Origin of the sequence: Bisgaardia hudsonensis (assembly GCF_004345785.1) — a bacterium.
Classification (GTDB): Bacteria; Pseudomonadota; Gammaproteobacteria; order Enterobacterales; family Pasteurellaceae; genus Bisgaardia; species Bisgaardia hudsonensis.
The window spans coordinates 72,055-96,725 of sequence record NZ_SLXI01000006.1; the positions used below are offsets into that span (position 1 = coordinate 72,055).

Here is a 24,671-nt window from a genome sequence, read left to right on the forward strand (position 1 = left end):
GGAGCTTACATGATTTTGTTGTGGAGGCACTGTGTCTATTTTATCAAAACAAGAAAAAGCATTTAGCAGAGTCGGCATTATGCCTTATTTTTTAAATGAGCGTGGTTTAAAAATTAGAGCGAGTACTAAAGTTAGAAAAATTTTTTATAAAAATCTTAAAAAAAGTGCTTTAAATCGCCGTTCTTTAATACCTACTGTAAAAATTTTTTACGAAAAACAACCGCACTTTTTACCTTTAGCTGTTGCGGATAAACAAAATTTATTGCAAGGTAAATGGGAATTAAAACTTGAGAATAATGTTCAGACTTATACTGGAAAAATTAAACGTAATTCTATTAATTTTCCTAGGGAACTACCTTTAGGCTATCATGATCTTTATGTCACACTTGGTAAAAAGCAGTTTCACTCACGTATTATTGTTGCTCCCAAAAAATGTTATCAGCCAGCAGAATTACAGCAAGGTAAAAAATTATGGGGAACATTTATCCAGTTATATACATTAAGGTCGGAGCATAACTGGGGAATAGGGGATTTTAGCGATTTAAAAGAGTTTTTATATTTAATTAAAGATTATCATGCTGATTTTGTAGGACTAAATCCTATTCATGCACTTTTCCCTGCAAATCCTGAATGTGCAAGTCCTTATAGCCCATCTTCAAGAAAGTGGATCAATATTATTTATATTGATGTAGAACAGATACCTGAGTTTCAAACTTCTGAAGTTGCGCAAAAGTGGTTTTATTCTTCAGAAGTACAACAATCATTAGATAATCTTCGTGCTTGTGAATTTGTTAATTATACAAAGGTCATCGAGTTGAAATTAAAAGGGTTAAAATTAGCGTTTGATTTTTTCCAAGAAAAAGCAAGTAATATTCGCCATAAACAATTTGAAAAGTTTATTCAAGAAAATGGTGAAAGTCTTCAAATACAAGGTACTTTTGATGCCTTACATCAATATTTTAGTCAAGAGTCTGGTAACAAGTTTGGCTGGGATTATTGGCAAAAAGAATACCAAGATTATCATTCTGATGCGGTTCAAGAATTTCGTAAACAACATATCAATGATGTTTTATTTTATATGTGGTTACAATTTTGTGCGGATCAACAATTAAAAGAATGTTACAATATTTGTCTTGAACAGAAAATGCCAATAGGGCTTTATCGAGATCTTGCTGTTGGCGTAACAAATAATGGCGCTGAAACTTGGTTTGATAAACAACTTTATTGCTTAAATGTGTCTGTAGGAGCCCCTCCCGATGTTTTAGCGCCACAAGGGCAAAATTGGGGGCTGTCTCCAATAAATCCGCATAAATTAAAGCAAAGAGCCTATCAACCATTTATTGAGTTAGTTAGAGCAAATATGAAGCATTCTGGTGCATTACGTATTGATCATATTATGTCTTTATTAAGATTATGGTGGATTCCTAAAAATAAAACAGCAAAAGATGGCGTTTATATTCGGTATCCTGTAGATGATTTACTGGCTATTTTAGCATTGGAAAGTCATCGTCATAACAGTTTAATTATTGGCGAAGATTTAGGTACGGTACCAAAAGAGATTATTAGTAAATTAAAAAATGCAGGAATTTTATCTTACAAAATTTTCTATTTTGAATTTGATAGTCAGGGAAATAGCCGAAATTTAAAAGATTACCCTTATCAAGCGATGACCACGTTGAGTACTCATGATTTACCAACAGTAAATGGGTATTGGCGAGGATATGATTTTGAATTAGGGCAAAGATTTGGTATTTATCCTAATTCACAGGTATTATCAAAATTGAAAATAGATCGTATATATGCAAAATCCAAAATATTAGAACGTTTGCAAGAGAATAACATAAATGTAGAAAGTGAAATTAATGAGACGTTATCTTCTTGTGTAAACAAAAAATTTAATCATCAATTACAACATTATGTTGCTAATGTTAGTAGTGCATTATTTGGTTTACAACCAGAGGATTGGTTAGATATGACGGAACCTGTAAATATTCCTGGTACAAGTGATGAATATGCAAATTGGCGTAGAAAATTAACTAAAACAGTTGCAGAAATTTTTTCAGATACGGAGATTAAATTACTGTTACAAGGTATTAGAAAGAAGCGTCATGTAGACTAAAATAGTAATTAATGTCAATAATAAAGGGGCGATAGCCCCTTTATTTTATAAATAAGTTTTATTAAATTATCTCGTGCCAAAAACGACGATTGTTTTGCCGTGAGCTGAGATTAAATGCTGATCTTCTAGCATTTTTAAGATACGCCCTACTGTTTCACGAGAACAGCCGACCATTTGCCCAATTTCTTGGCGAGTAATTTTAATTTGCATGCCATCAGGGTGTGTCATTGCATCTGGCATTTTAGTTAAGTTTAATAAGGTTTGAGCAATGCGACCTGTGACATCTAAGAAGGCTAAATTACATACTTGTCTTGATGTATTTTGTAGGCGTTTAGCGATTTGACCAGAAAGGTACATTAGAATGTCAGGATTGACTTGTACTAATTGGCGGAATTTTTTATAAGAAATTTCGGCAATTTCACAAGCATTTTTAGCTTTTATCCAAGCAGAACGAGGTTGACCTTCATCAAATAAACCGGCTTCACCAAAGAAATCCCCTTGGCTTAGATAGGTTAAGATCATTTCTTTGCCTTCTTCATCTTTTACAGAAACAGCAACAGAACCTTTGATTATATAATAAAGGGTTTCAGCTTTTTCACCAGCATGAATTAATGTACTTTTAGATGGGTATTTGTGGATATGACAATGAGAAATAAACCATTCCAAAGTAGGATCTGTTGGTTGTTTTGCTTGTCCTTGTTGCTCTTGCATTAGATTAAGGCTCCTATTTTAAAAAATCATTTCTATTTTTTATATCAATGGTTTCATGTAGTTCAGACCAAAAAATGATAGCACTACCATCATAAATTTTAGCCAATAAATTATTCTTTTTTTCTTCTAAAGAGAGTTCCTCAATACCATAGTCAGTACCTTCCCTTAAAATAAAACTTTCTACAATATTTATTAATGTTTCTTTTTCTAACTGTTGCCAAGGAATGATCATTGAAAGTCCCTAATCTTACCTAAAAAATTATATTATGCAAATAAAGGCTCAATAAATTTCCATTGATGCTCAAATCCTTGATTTTTTGAATAACGAAAGTTGGAACGGACATAACGCATAAATTGCCCTTCACATAAAGTAACAAGGTGAGCTGCAATGATATTTTCACTAATTGGAAAACTCTTTTTCTCCTTTAATTTACGCATTTGTAAGATATTCACAAACTGTATTTCTAGTCGGTCAAAAAACTGTGCAACTCTCTCTTGCAAAATGGCTTCTTCAAACATTAGAGCATGACCTGTTAGTACCCTTGTATAACCCGGATTTTTTCGTGCAAAATCTAAAATAGTTTGCATAATATTGTAAATTTGATTCTTTGTTGCTATCTCAGCTTGTTTTGAATTGGCAATACGAGTAAGTAAATTACTTTCTATTTCATCAATTAATGCAGTGAAAATAGCCGTTTTGGTATCAAAGTAGCGATATAATGCTGCCTGAGACACTCCCACCTCATCAGCAAGACGAGCGACTGTCATTCGTTCCATTCCTTTTTCTGAATGGAGCATATGAGTTAATACTGTTAAAACTTGTTGACGACGTTCTTTAACTGTTCGTTTTGCTGTTTTTTTCATTATTGTTTTCCTGAATGTCCAAATCCACCTTCGCCACGATCGGTTTCTTTAAATTCATTGACAATATTAAATTCAGCTTGGACGATAGGCACAAACACTAGTTGAGCAATTCGATCGCCTACTTCAATTTTAAAAGGCTTATCACTTCGATTCCACATAGATACCATTAACGGGCCTTGATAATCGGAATCAATAAGACCGACTAAATTTCCTAAGACAATACCATTTTTATGTCCAAGTCCTGAACGAGGAAGAATGACCGCAGCTAAATTAGGATCGGCAATATAAATAGACAAGCCTGTTGGAATGAGTTTTGTTTCACCTGGTTGTAATTCGAAACTTTCTTCTATCAAAGCGCGTAAATCTAATCCTGCTGAGCCTGTTGTAGCATAAGAAGGTAATGGAAAGTCCTTTCCAATACGTTGATCAAGGATTTTGACATCAATTTTTTTCATTTATAATTCCTTCTCGTTGTAGCGTAAAATAATTTGTTCAACTAATTGTTTTGCTAGATTTTTTTTATCATTTAAAGGTAAATGATAACTACCATTTTGCCAGAATAATTGTAATGAATTATTTTCTGCATTAAATACTTGCCCATTGGAAACATCGTTAGCACAGATAAGATCGAGATTTTTACGTTGTAATTTATCTTTTGCATATTCTGTTATATTTTGCGTTTCTGCCGCAAATCCTACCACAAAAGGTCGATGTTCCGTTAAGTTTGCTACTGAGGCAATAATATCTGGGTTTTTTACTAATTTTAAAGTAAGTACATCATTATCTTTAGTCTTTTTAATTTTTTGTTCTGATATATTTTCAGGTCGGTAATCAGCCACAGCAGCAGTTCCAATAAATAACTGATTTTTAACCGCACTTTTTATTGCTTCTTCATACATTTCTTGTGCAGAAATTACATCAATACGTTTAACATTATTAGGCGTTACTAGATTCACCGATCCTGTAATCAAAGTTACTTTTGCCCCTCTTTCTGCAAAGGCTTCTGCAATAGCAAAACCCATTTTTCCGGAGCTATGATTACTAATATAACGAACGGGATCGATAGCTTCTCTTGTAGGGCCAGCAGTTATTACGACATTTAAATGTGATAAATCTTGTTTGTTAGTTAATAAATCTAAAAGTGCGGTATAAATTTCTGAAGGTTCTGACATTCTTCCGAAACCTACATCACCACAAGCTTGCTCTCCTACATTAGGTCCAATTTGATGAATACCTCGTTGACGTAACTTAGCGAGATTTTTTTGGGTGATTTCCTGCTTAAACATTTGCTGATTCATTGCGGGGGCAATCAATATAGGTGCTTTTGTTGCAAGACATAATGTTGATAATAAATCATCAGCAAGTCCAGCATTGAGTTTTGCAATAAAATTAGCTGTAGTTGGTACAATAACAACTGCATCAGCCCACTTTGCTAATTCAATATGTCCCATCGCTAGTTCTGCTTGAGGATCTAAGAGTGATTGAGAAACAGGATTGCCTGAAATAGCTTGTAGTGTTAACGCGGTAACAAATTCAGTAGCTGAATCGGTTAATACCACCCGTACGTCAGCACCCGCTTTTTTACAAAGACGAATCAGTTCTATTGCTTTATAAGCGGCTATTCCACCCGTTATACCTACAACAATGTGTTTTCCTTGCATTGTTAGTCCTTAATCACATCAAAAGTGCGGCTATTTTACTTTAAATTTTGGCTAAAAAAAATTTAATTTTACGATCGATGACTCAAACATAAAGATAAGCATTATTTTTTTATCGAAAATAATCTAGGCTATTTATATTTTTTAATATGGGAATTATAAATGAACGAGATGATGCCTAGAGAAAAATTGTTAGAATGCGGAGCAGAAGCATTAGATGATAAAGAACTATTAGCCATTTTTCTAAGAACAGGGATTAAAAATTGCCCTATTATGCAATTATCTGAATTGGTAATTACTCACTTTGGTTCTTTAAGGGCATTAATTACAGCAAATAAACAAGATTTTTGTCGTGTAAAAGGCCTTGGCATTACACAATTTATTCAATTACAAGCTTGTACAGAAATGACAAAACGTTATTTACAACAAGAGCTTAGTTTGTCTGAAAATTTTACTAATCCGGAACAAGTAAGAATATATTTACAAGCAGAGTTAGAATCAAGAGAAAGGGAAATATTTGTGGTACTATTTTTAGATACGAAACATAGATTAATAAAAAAAGAAGAAATGTTTTTGGGAACAATTAATAGTGCTTCAGTTTATCCTAGAGAGATAATGAAGACCGCACTCTATTGTAATGCAGCGGCAATTATCCTTGCACATAATCACCCATCAGGTGTTTCAGAACCAAGTTTGTCAGATCGACAAATAACAGATAGAATACAAAAGATTGCAGAGTTTATGGAAATACGTGTTTTAGATCATTTTGTGATTGGTAAAGGAAATTATTTTTCTTTTGCTGAAAATGGCTGGATCTAAGATCTTTTTTGATCAAATATTCTTTTTAGATGTATTTTTTATACTTATTTTCGCTAAATTCCGCATTTCTACTTGAGAATAATACATAAAGGTCGTATAATTCACGACCTTTAATATAGTACGGGTCGGTTACAGTAGCGACCTGACGAGGTAGCTTAAAATTGAAATAATTTTGATGTTATCCGAACCCTAAGCTCGAGCTTATATTTGATTTATTGGAGAGTAATATGTCTAGAGTCTGTCAAGTAACAGGCAAGCGTCCAGCAGTTGGTAACAACCGTTCGCACGCATTGAATGCGACACGTCGTCGTTTTTTACCTAATCTTCACACTCACCGTTTTTGGGTTGAGAGTGAAAAACGTTTCGTTACTTTACGCTTAACAGCGAAAGGTATGCGTATTATTGATAAAAAAGGCATTGATGCAGTGTTAGCTGACATTCGTGCTCGTGGCGAGAAAATCTAAGGAGCTAAAACATGGCAGCTAAAGGTGCTCGTGAAAAAATCCGTTTAGTATCAAGTGCTGAAACAGGTCACTTCTATACTACAACTAAAAATAAACGTAATATGCCAGAAAAAATGGAAATCAAAAAATTTGATCCTGTTGTGCGTAAACACGTTATTTATAAAGAAGCTAAAATCAAATAATTTAGCTTTGAATGATTTAAAAAGCCCGACTTGTTCGGGCTTTTTTATATATAAAATCAATATTGGTTGATAAAAATATGCCTGAATTACCTGAAGTTGAAACCTCAGTCCGAGGTATTAGCCCTTATCTTAATGGTTTTATTATCGAACGTATTATTGTGCGTAATAACAAATTACGTTGGGATGTCAGTCCCGAATTAACTCAGTTAAACGATGTTAAAATTATTAATCTGGCTCGCCGAGCAAAATATATCATTATTCATACAGAAAAAGGCTATATTATTGGACATTTAGGTATGTCAGGTTCAGTTAGAATCGTTCCCCATCATAGCCCAATAGATAAGCATGATCATATTGATATCATTATGAATAATGGAAAATTATTACGTTATAACGATCCTAGGCGTTTTGGCGCCTGGTTGTGGACAGAAAGCCTTGAGGATTTCCATCTATTTTCAAAATTAGGTCCAGAGCCATTATCTGAAGAGTTTAATACCGATTATTTATGGAAAAAGAGCCGTCAACGTAATATTCCCATAAAGCGTTTTTTAATGGAAAATTCCGTAGTGGTTGGTGTGGGGAATATTTATGCCAATGAAACCTTATTTCTTTGCAATATTCACCCCAATAAATTAGCGAGTACCTTAACTAAAAAACAGTGCCAATTACTGGTTAATGAAATTAAAAATGTTTTGAGTATCGCCATTCAGAAAGGGGGGACAACATTAAAAGATTTTTTACAACCAGATGGACGTCCAGGTTATTTTGCCCAAGAATTATTAGTCTATGGTAATAAAGAGAAACCTTGCTCAAAGTGCGGTACAAAAATTAAAAGTTTAGTTATCGGACAACGCAACAGTTATTTTTGCCCTAAGTGTCAGAAGATGTAAATGGGTATTTTTTAAATTAAACTCATTTACTTATTTCTCAAGTCAAAAATAAATTTGTTGATATTATCAATAGTTTTATAGAATTCTCTTTTTATTTTTATTAACAGTGTTCTTTCTTTTTTACCTTTATCTACTGGAATATTAGATTCCATTGAGAAATTAGGTTCTAAACAGGCTGGAGAAATCGCCAAATAATGGAGATTATTTTCCCAATATCTATCCATTGTGATATCGGCATCATAGATCCATGTTGTTGTATATTCTAAAAGTTTTTTAGCTGCTTGAGGAGTAATAAAATACCCAGTTGCATTTCCCCACCCTTTATAATATTTCAAAACATTATGCGAAATATTTGGTATATTAAAAACAAGTTTTCCTTTTTGTCCTCTATTTACTGGTGCTGGGGGGCTTAGCCAAAAGAATTCAAAGTTATTTTGACTTGAGTTAATAAAATCATATACATCAATAAATGAATCATGAATTATTGCATCATCTTCTAAAATTATTATTGGCTGTTTTAATGTAAGACATTTCTCCCAGAGTAAATAATGGCTCGCAAAGCAACCTAGCTGAGAGAGATTCATTCTATTTCCTTTTCTTTCAAATCTTAAGGAATCATTATATTTATTAAAAAGAGGGTGATTAGGGGTTTCTTTACCATTTATTGCGACGAAGAATTCATAATTAATAGATTTTTGTGTTTGCTGAATCAAATCATCAAACTGTTTTTTTATAAATTCTTTTCGTTCAAGTGATCTTTTTAAATTAATAACAAAGATAGGGATGAGTTGAGATTGTTGTTTATTCATAATAAGTAGATTCCTATCTTTCTTTATTCTATTCAAAATATAAAAAAGTATTGTGATTAAATCAGTTTTAAGTATTTAGTAATCTTTTAATATATAGGTTGATGTTTTTACATAGTTGAATAGATTCAGGGATATTTGTTCTAACTCGTTTTAATATTTAAGATAAATACTTTCATCTTATGGATAAAACTTATTTGAAGTTACTATGTTGTTATTCTAAATTCAATTCCTTGTTCATACAATGTAGCTAACTTTAAACTATGAAATGATTACTTTTACAGCTTGCTGAATTATATAAAAAATAATCTATTTCATCAAGATAAATACGATTTGATGAAATGTAGTCTAAGTGTTAGACTACGGTTAGTTTGTTTTTATTATAATTTATATTATGTTACATTGTTATAATTATGTTATAAGCTTGTCTTCTGCTTTTGATAGAAGGAATCATATATTGAAGCAATTCTCGGAAAAAAATATTCCGTTTCATTTTTTTAATGCTATTGTTCCTGATGATAAGTTAATAGATAATTTGTTGCCCAATTTAAAAAATACTTCTCTAACTGTTGGTGAGAAAGGATGCTTACTCAGCCACTTAGTATTATGGAAAAAGTGCATAGATGATAATCTACCATATATAATTATTTTTGAAGATGATGTATTACTTGGCAAAGACGCCGATCTGTTTTTGTGTGATGATAGTTGGTTGACTGAGCGTTTTAATTTCAACGAAAATATTATTATTCGCTTAGAAACTTTTCTAATGCCTGTAAAATTAGATGAGAGTAGCTTATCCTCTTATTTGCAGAGGACTTTTCCAATATTAAAATCAGTACATTTTGGAACAGCTGGATATATTATTACTCATAAAGCGGCTAAATATTTACTGGAAGTTATTTCGTCTTTATCTGGAGATAATTTAAAAGCTATTGATAGAATCATCTTTGATAGTATGGTTTCTATATCTGATTTTCAGGTATATCAATTATCCCCAGCTATTTGTATACAAGAATTACAATTAAATCAATCAAATAGTAAATTAATAAGCCAAATTGAAACAGAGAGAAGAAAGATTTGGTTGGATTCCAAACCTAAAAGAAATTTTTTACAAAAAATTTTTAGAGAAATCTATCGTATCAAGCGTAGAAAGCAACAAGCTAGTTACAAAACAATTTATTTTGAATAATTAAATCTAATCTACATTAAGTATAGATAGGTTTTTAATATGGAAATAATGAACTTTTATTAGGATAATTATTTTATGTCTACTTTACTCTGTAAATTTATACCTGATTTATTTAAATATGAGATTAGTTTCCAAACTAATGAAAAGAAATATAATTTTTCTGCTGAATTTATTATTAATCCACCAGAAAATTTTGTATATAAACCTGTAACTGTTTATGATGGTTTTATCTTTGGCGTTATTTTTAAAGCGATGGAAGTTGGAGAAGACTTTATTGTTGATCTTCCTTTGTCTATAAAAGCAGTTCAAAATATAAATTATTTTATTGAGGCATGGGCTGATTTATGTCCTGATAAATATAAAAGAATAAAGTTTACAGCAAAAAATATTGTTTTATCTTCTAGTGAGCATTTTGAAAAATTAGAAGCTATTTCTGCTTTTTCTGGTGGAGTTGACTCTTGCTATACATTAATTAGACATAACGAACGTGATTGGGGAGAGGCTAGCTTTAATCTAAAGAATGTATTATGCATTCAAGGTTTTGATGTTCCCACTAATAAAACACAGGAGTATAAGAAATTAATTAGTAGAATTTCTCCAATTTATGAACAGTTTAACTGTAATAAATTTGAGGTTTGGACTAATTTAAAAGAAGTTTCGCAACAAGATTGGGAAATGAGCCATGGTGCTCAAATTGCTTGTTGTTTTCACTTGTTATCGGAACATTTTCAATTAGGATTATTAGGATCTTCTGATAATTATGCGAATCTTACGGTACCTTGGGGATCATCTCCAAGTACAGATTTTTTGTTATCGGGTAGTAAATTAACGATAGTTCATGATGGTTCTGGGGCAACAAGAACTAAAAAAGTTGAGAGAATATCTGGTAACGTGCTGGCAACTAAATTTTTAAAAGTTTGTTGGGAAAAAGGTTTGGAAGATAATTGCGGTGAGTGTGAAAAATGCTCTAGAACAAAATTAAATTTTTTAGCTGTTGGTATTAAAAATCCAGAATGTTTTGATGGTATTACTGATGTAGCTAAAATGAAGAATCTTCGTTTACGTAATGAAGTTAAGCTTTCAGAATTTTATCCAATACTAAAATATGCTAAAGAACATGGTATAAATGAAAAATGGCTTTATCAATTACGAGTAATTATTTTGAAAAACAAGATAAAGAATTTATTTCGGATAAAATTTAAAAAATAAAAATTTTGGTTATTTTACGATAAATTTTTATTTTTTCTTCGTCCACAGTTTATAGTAACTAATATTTTTTCCGTAAGAATTATCTAAAATTTTATTTTCAATCTCAAGAAGCTCGGATAGTATATGTCCGTGTAATCTATTAGTAACTATTTTATCATATTGCATAAATTTATTTACGGCTTGCTTTATAATATGTAATGAATATTGAAAATATAAATTATATACAAGGTTATTGAGGCTCTTAATTTTTAATAGTTTAGAAAATTTTATCAATATTTTTAGTGTTTTAAATATTTTTTTAGATAAATAACTCCTTTTTATCAGGGTATCCCAATCCTTCGTTTGAGAATCTATAGGTATTAAGTCAGAGTGGTCTACTTTTTCTATGTCATTGCGAATAAAATATAGTACATTATTAGTTAGATGAGAATTGTTTTTTTTATGTGGTAAAACGTTATACAACTCATGAGCCATATCTGGAGATAAGATAACTTTTTTAGAGAGTTGCTCAAATACTAACTGAGAATTTATATCTCTCGCTAGCAAGTAGCATTGGCTATGATTAGAGTATATATTTATGCAATTATTTAAATTATTATTATTTTTAAAAAATACAGTTTGTGGTAGTAGTATAATTCTATTTTTTTTAAAATTATTAATAATATCATATCGTAAATTTTGGTGAATTTCGTAAATATCACCGAAATTACCACCTCCATGACATAATATAGTTGTTTCAGGAGATATAAATTTTTTTAAATAACTAATATTGAAATCTATTACAGACATTCTTAATTTTATATTAATGTCATGATTGAGAAAAAATTGTTCTGTTCCATAGTAAATTAGTAAATCTCCTACGTTTGTATGAATAGGTATATCTACATATATAACATCATTTTTATTAATAATTAGATCAGCAATTTTATTTAGGTGATCTTTAAGTATTGTAAGATTATTTTCCATTTTACTATTTTTTCTTTAGCATCTTCTGTTCATTCTACTGTAAAAATAAAGACTTTCAAGTATTACAATTATGATTCTACAACAGTTTTAATAAGGAATAATATTTAGGAGAAGTAAAGATTGTTTATATTATAGATTGTATAAAATTATTTCAGTGATATTGCAATTAAGCTAATATTACCAATGATAAAAATCTTGAATTTACGGAAGGTAGATAAAATTAAACCCTTATTTTTAAGGGTTTAATTTTTATAAACTATTTAGAACCAGGGATACTGAAACGTTTGTTGAAACGTTCTACGCGACCACCAGTATCAACAACACGTTGTTTACCTGTGTAGAATGGATGGCAGTTGCCACATACATCTAAGTTAACGTCTTTACCCACAGTTGAACGAACTTTGATTACATTACCGCAAGAACAAGTTGCAGTGATTTCTTTATATTCTGGATGAATACCTTGTTTCATAGAAAACCTCAAGCTGAAGCCACTCCGCTCTCCAAAACTGAATTTGGCACCGAGTGTGGTTAATATTAAGCCAATAAGTATGGCAGTTTTAAGAGTGCAAATTATACAGTAAAAAAAGTAATATTCAAGCATTGTCATTATTCAGTTATAATGCGGATAAATAAAATTATGTAGAGTATTTATGAAGTTAGTTCGTGTCGCACTTTCCGTTCCATTATTTAAATTTTTTGATTACCTTTATGAAGGGAAGCAACCAGTTGTTGGTTCGCGTGTAATTGTACCGTTTGGGCGTCAAAAATTGGTGGGGATTGTGATTGAGATCCCTAAGGAAACGGTGATTACTCTGGAAAATTTAAAATACATTATTGAATCTTTAGATCAGGAAAGTATTTTTAGTGAGGAATTATGGTCATTACTTTATTGGTCAGCAGAGTATTATCAAGCACCTTTAGGAGAGGTGTTAAATGGGGCGTTACCTGTTAAATTGCGACAGGGTGAAAGTGCGGAGCAAAAAACAAAAACTTTTTGGAATTTGACCGCTCTTGGTAAGCAAGCATTAACTAATAATTTATTAAAACGAGCAAAAAAACAATTTGATGCATTAAATTCTCTTGATGTGCTTCCCTTAGAAAAAGGAAATAACCCTTTTAATTCTGGTATTTGGTCTGCTCTTAAGACAAAAGGATATGTAGAGGAAATAGAAGAAAAGATAAGATTAATCTCTTGGCAAGATCGTCTAGAAGAGTTGCCTATTGCTAAAGAATATGATCGATTAACGTTGAATCAAGAACAAGCGATGGCTTTGAGCCAATTGATTTTTGGGCAAGGCTTTAATGTGTGGCTAATTGATGGCGTTACTGGTTCGGGTAAAACAGAAATTTATTTACAACATATAGAAGAAATTTTAAAAAAGGGTCAACAAGTTTTAGTTTTAGTTCCTGAAATTGGTTTGACACCACAAACAGTGCAGCGTTTTCGTTCAAGGTTTAATGTTGAAATTGATGTGTTACATTCTAATTTAAATGATACTCAGCGTTTACAGGTATGGCAAAGGGCAAAAAATGCAGAAAGTGCGGTGGTTATTGGTACTCGTTCTGCTTTATTTACCCCTTTTCAAAATTTAGGATTGATTATTCTCGATGAGGAGCATGATAGTTCTTTTAAGCAGCAAGATGGTTGGCGTTATCACGCTAGAGATTTAGCGGTAGTTTATGGTAAACAATTAAATATTCCCATAGTGCTTGGCTCAGCAACGCCAAGCCTAGAAAGTTTACATAATGTGCAACAGGGTAAATATAAATCCATTATTCTGAAAAAAAGAGCGGGGAATTCAACCGCACTTCGTCATTTTGTTATCGATTTGAAGCAACAACGGGTACATAATGGGTTGTCTGAGGCATTACTTGATGAAATGAAAGAACATTTAGAAAAAGGCAATCAAGTATTACTTTTTCTTAATCGTCGTGGTTTCGCCCCTGTATTGCTTTGTCATGAATGTGGTTGGATCGCAGACTGTCAATACTGTGAAAAGCCCTATACTTATCACCAAAAACAGCGGGCATTACGTTGTCATCATTGTGGTTCTCAAAAACCAATAGTAAATCAATGTGCTAAATGTGGCTCAACAAATTTAGTCACAACGGGTATTGGGACTGAGCAAGTTGAGGCTACTTTAGAAAAATTTTTTGCAAATTATCTAATTACACGAATAGATCGGGATAGCACTTCAAGAAAGGGAGCATTAGAACATCATTTAAAGGATATTCAGCAAGGTAAAAGCCAAATTCTTATTGGAACACAAATGCTAGCGAAAGGGCATCATTTCCCAAATGTAACCTTAGTTGCCTTGCTTAACGTTGATAGTGCGTTGTTCTCTTTAGATTTTCGAGCAGAAGAGCGTTTGGCACAGCTTTATATTCAAGTTGCAGGACGAGCGGGGAGAGAAGAAAAGCAAGGTAAGGTAATTTTACAAACGCATTATCCAGAACATCCATTATTAGTGAGCTTATTAAGTCAAGGTTATAAGTATTTTGCAGAACAAGCATTAGGATTAAGAGATAAAATGGGGTTACCTCCTTTTTCTGCTCAAGCGATTTTCAAAGCTCAAAGTCGAGTGAGTACGGATGCGGAACTAGTTTTAAGTAGAATAGCGGAGAATCTTTATTCTTTTAATGTCCAAGATTTGCAAATATTGGGTCCGTTACCCTCTCCTTTTAGTAAAAAAGCGGGATTGTATCGTTGGCAATTATTATTGCAATCTCCTTCAAAAGTAAAATTACAAAAAGTTTTGCTACAATTGAGAGAGAATAATATTTCTATACCAAATAAAGTGCGGTTGATTTTAGATGTTGATCCAATTGATTTAAGTTAGTGGTAGAAAAGCAAACAAAATTTGAGTAGAATTCGGGGCTAATATTTAGCTATTTAATTATAAAAGTTATAAGGTTTTGTTGTGGCATCAAAAGATTATGTTTCACGTAGTAGTAAAAAGAAGAAAACGAAATCATCTCGTTCAGGTTTTTTAATTGTTATTGTCTTACTTATCATTGCGGGTTTTGGTACATCGCTTTATTTTCTCAAAGAGAAAGCGTCAGATGTTAAAGTAGAATTAGATATTCCCACTAAGAAAGAGACTCCTAAGGCTATTTTGCCTAGCCCACCTAAAGAAGTATGGAGCTATATTAAAGAATTAGAAACACGTATTGTTCCTGTGGATGAGAAATCATTAGATAAAAATGCACAACTTACAGAGGAACAAAGACGTGTTCTTATGGCGATGGAAAAAGAGCAGAGAGAAGCTGAGATTGCCCATTCAAAACAAATTCAAGAACAGATTTTAAATGAAACACAGGTGGATATTGAAAGGGAAGAGAAAGATAATATTGAAGAAAGACGAAAAGCGGCCGCAGAAAGAAAAAGACAAGAAGAGCAGCAAATGGCGTTAGAGCGTAAGCGAGCAGAAGAAAAGCAAAAAGAGGAAAAAAGAAAAACTACCGAACAATTGAATACAGAAGTACAAACAGTACAAGCGAAACCCGCTGCATCAGAAAAACAATTTGGCTTACAATGTGGTGCATTCAAAAATAGAGAGCAAGCCGAAAAGGTACAAGCTAGTTTAGCAATGTCTGGGTTTAATGCAAGGTTGACGACAAGTGCTGATTGGAATCGGGTCGTTATTGGTCCGGTTGGAAATCGTAATCAAGCTAATCAGCAATTATCTAGGGCGAAATCGATCACTAATTGTGTTTTAATTGCTATGTAGCCGTTGTTTTAGACTATTTTCAAAGTCGCCTTACTCTAATACTAGCCGTATTTATTAGATTGGGGCGATATTTTTATTTCTCATACCAAATACGATTAACGTATAAGGTTAGTAAGCCTGATGGCGTATTTACTTTTATTTCATCATCTACTTTTTTGCCGATTAATGCTCTTGCAACAGGACTATCAATGGAAATCCAGTTTTTAGCGGGATCAAATTCATCACAACCGACTATACGATAGCTTTTTTCTTCTCCTAATTCATCTTCTAGGGTTACCCAAGCACCAAAAAAGATTTTTCCTTCTTGTTTGGGGTGGTAATCAATAATTTGTAATACTTCAAGTCGTTTAGATAAAAAACGGACTCGTCTGTCTATTTCACGTAATCGTTTTTTCCCGTAGATATACTCTGCATTCTCGCTACGATCGCCTAAGGCTGCTGCATCGGATACAGCTTGTGTTACTTGAGGTCTTTCTTCTTTCCATAGGAATTTTAATTCTCTATCAAGTGCGACCCACCCATCTCTTGTTATATAGTTTGATTTTGTCATATTGAATTTTCTATTTAACCTACCTTAGAAATAATGATAACATAGCCAGCTCGTATATTTGGGCATATTAGCATAACTGCTGTGTTATGAATTATAGTAGATATAATATATCAATGAAAAAAGAATTTTAATCAATGTTAAATCAGCAAATTTCACAAATTATTGCAAGTGAACTGAATGTGCAAAAAACACAGATTTTATCTGCGATTCAGTTACTTGATGATGGAAATACTATTCCTTTTATCGCTCGTTATCGTAAAGAGGTAACAGGGGGATTAGACGATACTCAATTACGTCATTTTGAAACTCGTTTAATTTATTTAAGAGAGTTAGAAGATCGTCGTCAGACTATCTTAAAATCAATTCAAGAACAGGGTAAATTAACAGATGTTTTACAAGAAAAGATTGTCAATACACAAAGTAAAACAGAATTAGAAGATTTATATTTACCTTATAAACCTAAGCGTCGCACTAAAGGGCAGATTGCTATTGAAGCCGGGCTAGAACCTTTAGCTGATTTATTATGGCATAATCCAGAAAATAATCCTGAACAAGTTGCATTAGATTATATTGATGAAAATAAAGGTTTTACTGATAGTAAAGCGGTGCTTGATGGTGTTCGTTATATTTTAATGGAGCGATTTGCAGAAGATGCAGAATTACTCGCTAAAGTTCGTCAATATTTACAAAAAAGTGCGGTATTAATTTCTAAAGTTTTAGAGGGAAAAGAAAACGAAGGTGCAAAATTTAGTGATTATTTTGATCACAAAGAGTTACTTGCAAATGTACCTTCACATCGTGCATTAGCGATGTTTCGTGGTCGTAACGAAGGAATTTTACAATTAACACTCAATGCCGATCCTGATCAAGATGAAAGTATTCGTCATAGTTATTGTGAAGAGATTATTCGTGATCATTTAAATGTTCATTTTAATCATCAACCTGCGGATAAATGGCGTGAGCAGGTGATCAGCTGGACTTGGAAAATTAAAATTTCTCTACATCTTGAAACTGAATTAATGGCAACATTAAGAGAAAAGGCGGAAGAAGAAGCGATTAATGTTTTTGCTCAAAATCTTACCGCACTTTTAATGGCAGCACCGGCTGGTGCAAAAAATACAATGGGCTTAGATCCAGGATTGCGTACAGGGGTTAAAGTTGCGGTAGTCGATAGCACGGGTAAGTTGCTTGCGACGGACACCATTTATCCTCATACAGGGCAAATGGATCGTGCATTAGTTTCTATTTATCAATTAATTCAGCAACATAATGTGGAATTGATTGCTATTGGTAATGGGACGGCCTCAAGAGAAACGGAACGTTTTGCAAAAGATGTGATTAAGCAAATAAAAGGAAATAAACCGCAAACAGTTGTGGTGAGTGAAGCAGGGGCATCGGTGTATTCAGCCTCTGAATTGGCAGCAAAAGAATTTCCTGATTTAGATGTTTCTTTACGTGGAGCGGTATCTATTGCTCGCCGTTTACAAGATCCACTTGCCGAACTAGTTAAAATCGAGCCAAAAGCTATTGGTGTTGGTCAATATCAACATGATGTTAATCAAAACCAGCTTGCTCGCAAATTGGATGCAGTCGTTGAGGATTGTGTAAATGCGGTAGGCGTTGATCTGAATACTGCGTCGGCAGCATTATTAGCTCGAGTTGCTGGAATGTCGAAAACTCTAGCTCAAAATATTGTTGATTATCGTGATGAAAATGGTCGATTTGAAACACGAAATCAGCTTAAGAAAGTCGCACGTTTAGGGCCTAAGGCTTTTGAACAATGTGCCGGCTTTATGCGTATTGCAAAAGGGAAAAATCCTTTAGATGCTTCTGGTGTTCACCCTGAGTCTTATCCTGTTGTAGAGAAAATTCTTCAAGCAACAGAACAATCTATTCAAGATTTAATGGGAAATACAGCAGCAATACGCAAACTTGATGCACAGGAATTTACCGATCAAAACTTTGGTTTGCCAACTGTTAAGGATATTTTTAAAGAGTTGGAAAAACCAGGTCGAGATCCGCGAGGTGAATTTAAAACCGCTATATTTATGGACGGTGTTGAAACTATATCTGATTTGAAAGCAGGAATGATATTAGAAGGCTCTATTACTAATGTTACTAACTTTGGTGCTTTTGTGGATATTGGTGTGCATCAAGACGGATTGGTTCACATTTCATCTTTATCAGATAAGTTTGTGGAGAATCCGCATCAAGTTGTTAAAACGGGTGATATTGTTAAGGTTAAGGTTTTAGATGTAGATATTGCACGTAAACGCATTGCATTAACAATGCGACTAGATGAGCAAGCTACGGATAAAAAAGAAAAATCTATAAGCGATTTAACTCGAAAGCAACATACACAAGTAAATAAGCAAGGAAAGCAACATCATCATTCTCAAACACATAATGCAATGGGTAATGCCTTTGCTGATGCGTTGAGAAACTGGAACAAATAAACTAAAAAATAAAAGGTCATTATAATGAATAAAAATGTTTTTATCGTAGGATTTATGTTATTTGCTATCTTTTTTGGTGCGGGTAACTTAATTTTTCCACCTAGTTTAGGATTAAATAGTGGTGCTGATTTTTGGTCTGCTATCTTAGGATTTGTTTTGACTGGTGTGGGATTGCCGTTATTGGCACTTATTGTCGCTTCTCATTATGAGGGAGGATATAAGAAGGCATTAGAAAATATTAGCCCTATTATTTCCTTATTACTATTAGGTGCAATTTATTTAACTATTGGTCCATTCTTTGCAATTCCCCGTACCGCTGCAACTTCATATGATATGGCGGTATTGCCTTTCTTAGATGGAAATAGTTGGCAGTCATTGTTAATTTTTACCGCTGTTTATTTTGGTATTACTTTATGGGTAAGTTTGAATCCAACTAAAATGGTTGACCGTATTGGTTCTATCTTAACGCCAGTATTATTATTAGCTATTATTGCATTAGTTGTTAAAGCAATTATGATTTTCTCTGGTGTCGAAGTTGACAGTGTTGTAAAAACACACAATATGAACGCTCCTTTCTTTGATGGCTTTATTGAAGGTTATCAAACAATGGATGCGATTGCTGCCTTTGCTTTCTCAGTATTAGTTGTTAATGCAATTAAAGCAAAGAGTCAGAATACTGGATCTTTAATTAAACAAACTGTATTAGCTAGTTTAGTTTCTGCTGTTGCTTTAGGAGTTATTTATATTCTAATCGGTTGGATTGGAAATAATATTCCACTTACCGCTGCACAAATCGCGGAAGCTAAAGCAAGTGGACAAAACTTGGGTGCATTTATTTTAAATGAAACCGCCACAAGAGCATTCGGTGAACTAGGTAGAACAGTTTTAGGTGTGATTGTTACTTTGGCTTGTTTAACTACTTCTATTGGTTTAGTGGTTTCTACATCAGCTTACTTTAATAATGTTTTCCCTAAAATTTCTTATAAAGTTTATGCCGTTATTTTTACATTGATTGGTTTTGGTCTAGCAAATCAAGGATTAAACGAAGTAATTAAAACATCAATTCCTGTTTTATTAGTATTGTATCCGATCGCAATGACCGTGTTATTAGTATTACTTGTTAATATCTTTATCTCTATTCCTAGAGTTGCACAAGGGTTAGCGATTATTGTCGTAACCGTGGTGTCTATTTGTTCTGTAATTGGATTGGAATTTACGGCACAATTACCACTTAAACAATATTCAATGGAATGGCTTCCATTTGCGGTATTAGGGGTTATTATCGGATTGGTATTGCATTTTTTTACCAAAGAAAAACAACATTAGTCTTTTGTGAGTAATTATCCACATCTTGATTAATTCAAGATGTGGATTGCAAATCAGCAAGGGTATTCATATTGATGAATGCCTTTTTTTGTTCCGAAAAATCAACCGCTATGCCATTATTTTCTTTTAGAAATTGTAATACTTTACGATTACCTTCTTGTAAATAGAGATCAAGTTTATCAGTTAATTTAGTGGATACTAAACAACAGATTGGGTGTTCTCGTTCCCCATCATATACATAAGCAATCAAAGCATTGTGTTTTTCTATTGCACTTTGTAGCTTTTGGCATAGGTTTAAAGGGATAAATGGTGTATCGCAAGGTGTAAATAATACAAAATCAGTGGTCGCTGTTTTTAAAGCGGTAAGCATACCACTTAAGGGACCTTGAAAGCCTGATAATTCATCAGAAAAAACAGGCAACCCAAATTTTTTATAATCCATAATATTTCTATTTGCATTAATGGCAATAGCGGCTATTTGCGAGGATAAGCGAGTATAAATATGTTCAATTAAGCATTTGTTTTTAAATTGCTGTAACCCTTTATCTTGACCGTTCATTCTTCTTGCTTGTCCGCCAGCAAGAATTACCGCACTAATTGTGATTGTCATATTTTCTTCTTGAGTTAATTAACGTATGATCTATCATATCTCAAATTAAAAAATAAGGAAGATTTTATGAAATGTCATCGTTTGAATGAAGTATTGGAACTTTTACAGCCATATTGGTCTAAAGATCCAGATTTAAATTTAATGGAAATTTTACAGAAAATTGCACGTGAAGCGGGTTTTGAAAAATCAATTACGGAATTAACTGATGAGGTTATTATTTATCATTTAAAAATGTATGATTCTGATAAGAATGCACCAATTCCGGGTATTCAAAAGGATTATGAGGATGATTTTAAGACCGCATTATTAAAAGCTCGCGGTATTATTAAATAACTATATTATATAAGGATAACTATGAAAAAATTTCTTTTTGCATTAACATCTCTTTTCTTTGTTGCTACAAATGTACAAGCATTAGAATTAACAGAGGGAAAAGAATATATTGAATTAAACACGGTAAAGTCGGTTCAACCTGAGGTCATTGAGTTTTTCTCTTTTTACTGCCCACATTGTTATAATTTTGAGTATAAATATAATATTCCTGAGAAAGTCCAAGCCGATATTCCCAAAAATGTTGAGTTAAAGCAATATCATGTGAATTTTCTTGGTCGTCAAAGTGAAGATTTAACTCGTGCTTGGTCGTTAGCGATGGTGCTTAATGTGGAAACTAAAGTAAAACAGCCTTTATTTGAACAGGCTCAAAAAAATGCTATTAAATCAATGAATGATATTCGTCAAATTTTCTTAGATAATGGTGTTACCGCAGAGCAATTTGATGGTGGGATAAATAGTTTTATCGTAACAACTTTATTTAATAAACAGGTAAAACTTGCGGAACAGTTTAATGTTCATGGCGTACCTGATTTTTATGTGAATGGTAAATTTAGAGTAAATCCAGAAGGTTTTCCACAAACTGAAGATAAATTTATAGAAACCTATGTAAAAACTATTAAAGGTTTATTGCAAAAATAGTAAAAAATTGTTTTAATGCGTGCCGATTTTAGATAATTGATCATTGAGGGTGTTATGAGTACAAGTTTTAGTGTAACTCGTCGTTTTTTTGACGACAAAAATTATCCACGAGGTTTTTCTCGCCATGGAGATTATACTATTAAAGAAGCACAAACTTTAGAGCAGTATGGACAAGCATTTAAAGCGCTTGATTTAGGACAACGAGAGCCTGTAACTGAAGAAGAAGTTTCTTTTGTTGCATTTTGTCGTGGAGAGCGTTCTGCGGAAACGTTTTTTGAAAAAACTTGGGCAAAATATTGTTCAAATATTTCGTCAGTAAAACGTGTCTATACATTGTCTGCTGTTGTGGGAGCAGATAACATTGATGAGTTTACCGCTGAATAATAAACATTTTTCAGATTTTAAAAGGCTTGATTTTTCAAGCCTTTTGTTTTTATGGTAAACTCTTTCTTAATTAAGGCTTATTTAAATTATTATGCAAAAATTACCAATAGACCAATACTCCAATTTACTTTTAGAAAAACAGAAAAAATTAACCGCACTTTTATTACCTTTTAATGCACCAGAATTATCTGTATTTGAATCACCTAAAGAGCATTATCGAATGCGGGCGGAATTTCGAATTTGGCATGAGCAAGGTGATTTATATCACATTATGTTCGATAAACAAACGCGTCAACGTTATCGAGTGGATCAATTTCCTATTGCAAGTAAGTTGATTAATCAAATGATGCAAGCGGTATTGCCTTTGTTAAAACAGCAAGAGATTCTCACAAAGCGTTTATTTCAAATTGATTATTTAAGCACATTAAGCAATAAAATTATTGTGAGTTTACTGTACCATAAGACATTAAATGATGAATGGCAGAATGCGGCACAAATCTTGAGAGCCCAACTAGTTCAGCAAGGTTTTGATGTGCAAATTATCGGACGAGCCAGCAAACAGAAAATCTGTTTAGATAATGAATTTGTAGATGAAGAATTTTTGATTAATGGGCGAAATTATATTTATCGACAAGTGGAAAATAGCTTTACTCAACCCAATGCAATGATTAATTGTAAAATGTTAGAGTGGGCGATTGATTGTACTAAAAATAGTACGGGTGATTTACTGGAGTTGTATTGTGGTAATGGTAATTTTTCTATTGCGTTAGCTCAAAATTTTCGCAAAGTATTAGCCACAGAAATTGCTAAGCCTTCTGTAATGGCAGCACAATTTAATATTAAAGCAAATCATATTGATAATTTACAAATTATTCGTATGTCAGCAGAAGATTTTACCCAAGCAATGAATGGTGTTCGTGAGTTTTATCGTCTAAAAGGTATTGATTTAACTGCTTATGAATGTAATACAATTTTTGTTGATCCACCAAGAGCAGGATTAGATGAAGATACGGTAAAATTGGTGCAACAATATGATCGTATTCTTTATATTTCTTGTAATCCTTATACGTTGTGTGACAATTTACAAACACTTTGTCAAACACATAAAATTGAAAAAGCCGCACTATTCGATCAATTCCCTTATACAGAGCATATGGAAACAGGTGTATGGTTGATTAGACAAGAAACTTAACTTTGTAATGAGATAGTAAAAATGGATGAGTTGATTTTAAGATATAGCCAATTGCAAGAAAACCAATATTTTGATAGAAAAAGTGCAAGAATAAAACCAAAGGATATTATTAAGCACTTAGTTGCGTTTGCTAATGCGGAAGGTGGAAAATTAATTATTGGTATTGAAGATGATGGTCGAATCTCAGGATTCAAAACTCAAAGAGCTCATTGTATTGATGAATATAAAAATATTTGTCTAATAGAATTAAAGGAAACCCCATTAATGGTGCGTTTTGAGACTTTAGATGTTAAAAATGAAAATAATCAAGATGATAATATATTGATCATTTCAGTCGATATTTCAGCTAATCGAGTTATAAAAACTAATGATGGAAAAGTATATTTAAGGCAGAATGATAGTTCTCGGGAATTAAATTTTGAGCAAATACTCCAATTACAATATGACAGAGGACAGAGTTTTTTTGAAGATGAAGTGATTAGCGAAGCAACTTTAAACGATCTTAATGAAGAATTGCTTGATAATTATAAAGAGATTATGAAAGTGTCTAATCTTAGTAATGAAGACGTGTTAACAGCAAGAAATTTTATTATTAATGGACATATCACTAATGCCGGAATTTTACTCTTTGCAAAGAATCCTAGTCGATTTCTGCCACAAGCAAGATTAAAAGTAATTAAATATAGTGGAGTGAAGGCTGGTGTAGGGGTTGATATAAATATTATAAAGGAACAGATTTTTGATGACGCAATCCCAGTTATTATAAAAAAATCTAGAGAATTTATTAATTCTCAATTAAGAGAATTTCAATATTTAGATCAAGATGGCAGATTTAAAATAATGCCAGAATATCCTGAGTTTGCTTGGTTTGAAGGTATAGTAAATGCTCTAACTCATCGAAACTACTCTATTCGAGGAGAATATATTAAGGTATTAATCTTTGATGATAGACTTGAAATACAGAGTCCTGGATTATTACCCAATATAGTTACTATAGAAAATATATTAAATCAGAGATATTCTCGTAATCCCAGAATAGCCAGAGTATTAAGTGAATTTGGTTGGGTTAAAGAAATGAATGAGGGGGTAAAAAGAATATATTCTGAAATGGAAAAATTATTTTTAAATAAACCTCATTATTCTGAACCAAATAATAATGTACTTTTAACTCTAGAAAATAATATCTTAAATAGAAGTATGAGAGTAGATGATAAATTAAAAAAAGAAATTTCTAGTCAAAAGTTTGAAAAACTTTCTTCAGATGAAAGAATTATTCTACATTATATGTATAACACAGGTTCTAAAATGACGACAAAAATAGCAACAGATAAATTAGAAAAAAGTGGTACTTTTTGTCGAAAACTATTAAAAAATCTTCATAAAAAAGATTTATTAAAGTGGAATGGGACATCTGTAAATGATAAGACTCAGCATTATACCTTAAATTTTTAAAGTTGAGTAAAACAAAGAAGTGTTGAGTAAAACAAAGAAGTGTTGAGTAAAACAAAGAAGTGTTGAGTAAAACAAAGAAGTGTTGAGTAAAACAAAGAAGTGTTGAGTAAAACAAAGTATT

The 24,671-nt window shown here is 32.4% G+C and carries 25 protein-coding genes and 1 pseudogene; 16 read left to right on the top strand and 10 right to left on the bottom strand.

Annotation, left to right across the window (positions count from 1 at the left end; all coding sequences use genetic code 11):
* Positions 1-37 precede the first annotated feature (37 nt).
* Positions 38-2,119 carry a 4-alpha-glucanotransferase gene (gene malQ / locus EV697_RS08470; RefSeq protein ID WP_418883962.1) on the top strand — a complete coding sequence of 694 codons (2,082 nt, stop codon included), beginning with the start codon at positions 38-40 and terminating at the stop codon, positions 2,117-2,119.
* A gap of 66 nt (positions 2,120-2,185) precedes the next feature.
* Here the strand turns inward: malQ and crp are convergent, their stop codons facing one another.
* From crp to coaBC, 5 genes are read right to left on the bottom strand one after another with little or no spacing between them, the layout of a single operon-like run.
* Positions 2,186-2,830: a cAMP-activated global transcriptional regulator CRP gene (gene crp, locus EV697_RS08475; protein ID WP_132024623.1), complete on the bottom strand. Its 645-nt coding sequence runs from the start codon at positions 2,828-2,830 to the stop codon at positions 2,186-2,188.
* A gap of 13 nt (positions 2,831-2,843) precedes the next feature.
* A complete protein-coding gene (locus EV697_RS08480) occupies positions 2,844-3,062 on the bottom strand; it encodes a YheU family protein (protein ID WP_132024625.1) in 219 nt (72 codons plus the stop codon).
* A 32-nt stretch (positions 3,063-3,094) separates the two neighbouring features.
* The gene (slmA, locus tag EV697_RS08485; RefSeq protein ID WP_132024627.1) at positions 3,095-3,694 is read right to left on the bottom strand and encodes a nucleoid occlusion factor SlmA; all 600 of its coding nucleotides are present in this window, start codon (positions 3,692-3,694) and stop codon (positions 3,095-3,097) included.
* Complete coding sequence (dut, locus tag EV697_RS08490; RefSeq protein ID WP_132024629.1) at positions 3,694-4,149, bottom strand: dUTP diphosphatase; 456 nt, start codon at positions 4,147-4,149, stop codon at positions 3,694-3,696. Before dut ends, slmA begins: the two co-directional genes overlap by 1 nt.
* Positions 4,150-5,355, bottom strand: a complete 1,206-nt coding sequence (gene coaBC / locus EV697_RS08495) for a bifunctional phosphopantothenoylcysteine decarboxylase/phosphopantothenate--cysteine ligase CoaBC (RefSeq protein WP_132024631.1) — start codon at positions 5,353-5,355, stop codon at positions 4,150-4,152.
* Between the two features lie 159 nt (positions 5,356-5,514).
* On the opposite strand from coaBC, the gene radC reads away from it, so the two are divergent.
* From radC to mutM, 4 genes are all read left to right on the top strand, one after another.
* The gene (radC, locus tag EV697_RS08500) at positions 5,515-6,171 is read left to right on the top strand and encodes a RadC family protein (protein WP_132024633.1); all 657 of its coding nucleotides are present in this window, start codon (positions 5,515-5,517) and stop codon (positions 6,169-6,171) included.
* Positions 6,172-6,398: 227 nt separating this feature from the next.
* Entirely contained in the window at positions 6,399-6,635 is a 237-nt protein-coding gene (gene rpmB / locus EV697_RS08505; RefSeq protein ID WP_100289830.1) for a 50S ribosomal protein L28, read from the top strand.
* Positions 6,636-6,646: 11 nt separating this feature from the next.
* Positions 6,647-6,817 carry a 50S ribosomal protein L33 gene (gene rpmG, locus EV697_RS08510; RefSeq protein WP_047977607.1) on the top strand — a complete coding sequence of 57 codons (171 nt, stop codon included), beginning with the start codon at positions 6,647-6,649 and terminating at the stop codon, positions 6,815-6,817.
* Between the two features lie 77 nt (positions 6,818-6,894).
* Positions 6,895-7,707: a bifunctional DNA-formamidopyrimidine glycosylase/DNA-(apurinic or apyrimidinic site) lyase gene (gene mutM / locus EV697_RS08515; RefSeq protein ID WP_132024635.1), complete on the top strand. Its 813-nt coding sequence runs from the start codon at positions 6,895-6,897 to the stop codon at positions 7,705-7,707.
* 26 nt (positions 7,708-7,733) lie between these two features.
* Here mutM and EV697_RS08520 read toward each other — a convergent pair whose 3' ends face one another.
* Entirely contained in the window at positions 7,734-8,516 is a 783-nt protein-coding gene (locus EV697_RS08520; protein ID WP_132024637.1) for a glycosyltransferase family 25 protein, read from the bottom strand.
* A gap of 391 nt (positions 8,517-8,907) precedes the next feature.
* Between EV697_RS08520 and EV697_RS08525 the strand changes: the two genes are divergently transcribed.
* Positions 8,908-9,702, top strand: coding sequence for a glycosyltransferase family 25 protein (locus EV697_RS08525; protein WP_132024639.1), 795 nt, complete (start codon positions 8,908-8,910; stop codon positions 9,700-9,702).
* Between the two features lie 75 nt (positions 9,703-9,777).
* Positions 9,778-10,911, top strand: a complete 1,134-nt coding sequence (locus EV697_RS08530; protein ID WP_132024641.1) for a hypothetical protein — start codon at positions 9,778-9,780, stop codon at positions 10,909-10,911.
* 27 nt (positions 10,912-10,938) lie between these two features.
* Here EV697_RS08530 and EV697_RS08535 read toward each other — a convergent pair whose 3' ends face one another.
* Positions 10,939-11,877, bottom strand: a complete 939-nt coding sequence (locus EV697_RS08535; RefSeq protein WP_132024643.1) for a polysaccharide pyruvyl transferase family protein — start codon at positions 11,875-11,877, stop codon at positions 10,939-10,941.
* Between the two features lie 256 nt (positions 11,878-12,133).
* Complete coding sequence (rpmE, locus tag EV697_RS08540; RefSeq protein WP_132024645.1) at positions 12,134-12,346, bottom strand: 50S ribosomal protein L31; 213 nt, start codon at positions 12,344-12,346, stop codon at positions 12,134-12,136.
* A 181-nt stretch (positions 12,347-12,527) separates the two neighbouring features.
* Between rpmE and priA the strand changes: the two genes are divergently transcribed.
* Both priA and ftsN read left to right on the top strand, forming a co-directional pair.
* Positions 12,528-14,717 carry a primosomal protein N' gene (gene priA, locus EV697_RS08545; RefSeq protein ID WP_132024647.1) on the top strand — a complete coding sequence of 730 codons (2,190 nt, stop codon included), beginning with the start codon at positions 12,528-12,530 and terminating at the stop codon, positions 14,715-14,717.
* An 81-nt stretch (positions 14,718-14,798) separates the two neighbouring features.
* Positions 14,799-15,608 (top strand): cell division protein FtsN, encoded by an 810-nt coding sequence (gene ftsN / locus EV697_RS08550; RefSeq protein ID WP_132024649.1) that lies wholly within the window; start codon positions 14,799-14,801, stop codon positions 15,606-15,608.
* Positions 15,609-15,681: 73 nt separating this feature from the next.
* On the opposite strand, the gene greB is transcribed toward ftsN, so the two are convergent.
* Positions 15,682-16,158, bottom strand: coding sequence for a transcription elongation factor GreB (gene greB, locus EV697_RS08555; RefSeq protein ID WP_132024651.1), 477 nt, complete (start codon positions 16,156-16,158; stop codon positions 15,682-15,684).
* Positions 16,159-16,292: 134 nt separating this feature from the next.
* Here greB and EV697_RS08560 point away from each other — a divergent pair.
* Positions 16,293-18,468, top strand: a pseudogene (locus EV697_RS08560) (Tex family protein); the annotation flags it as partial.
* 170 nt (positions 18,469-18,638) lie between these two features.
* A complete protein-coding gene (brnQ, locus tag EV697_RS08565) occupies positions 18,639-19,940 on the top strand; it encodes a branched-chain amino acid transport system II carrier protein (RefSeq protein ID WP_132024655.1) in 1,302 nt (433 codons plus the stop codon).
* A 34-nt stretch (positions 19,941-19,974) separates the two neighbouring features.
* Here the strand turns inward: brnQ and mobA are convergent, their stop codons facing one another.
* Complete coding sequence (gene mobA, locus EV697_RS08570; RefSeq protein ID WP_132024657.1) at positions 19,975-20,550, bottom strand: molybdenum cofactor guanylyltransferase MobA; 576 nt, start codon at positions 20,548-20,550, stop codon at positions 19,975-19,977.
* Between the two features lie 66 nt (positions 20,551-20,616).
* Between mobA and EV697_RS08575 the strand changes: the two genes are divergently transcribed.
* From EV697_RS08575 to EV697_RS08595, 5 genes are all read left to right on the top strand, one after another.
* A complete protein-coding gene (locus tag EV697_RS08575) occupies positions 20,617-20,883 on the top strand; it encodes a YihD family protein (protein WP_132024659.1) in 267 nt (88 codons plus the stop codon).
* Positions 20,884-20,904: 21 nt separating this feature from the next.
* Positions 20,905-21,522: a thiol:disulfide interchange protein DsbA gene (gene dsbA, locus EV697_RS08580; RefSeq protein ID WP_132024661.1), complete on the top strand. Its 618-nt coding sequence runs from the start codon at positions 20,905-20,907 to the stop codon at positions 21,520-21,522.
* 54 nt (positions 21,523-21,576) lie between these two features.
* Complete coding sequence (locus EV697_RS08585) at positions 21,577-21,906, top strand: MaoP family protein (RefSeq protein ID WP_132024663.1); 330 nt, start codon at positions 21,577-21,579, stop codon at positions 21,904-21,906.
* A gap of 88 nt (positions 21,907-21,994) precedes the next feature.
* Positions 21,995-23,098: a tRNA (uridine(54)-C5)-methyltransferase TrmA gene (gene trmA / locus EV697_RS08590; protein WP_176672811.1), complete on the top strand. Its 1,104-nt coding sequence runs from the start codon at positions 21,995-21,997 to the stop codon at positions 23,096-23,098.
* Between the two features lie 21 nt (positions 23,099-23,119).
* Complete coding sequence (locus tag EV697_RS08595; RefSeq protein ID WP_132024667.1) at positions 23,120-24,550, top strand: ATP-binding protein; 1,431 nt, start codon at positions 23,120-23,122, stop codon at positions 24,548-24,550.
* Positions 24,551-24,671: the final 121 nt, after the last annotated feature.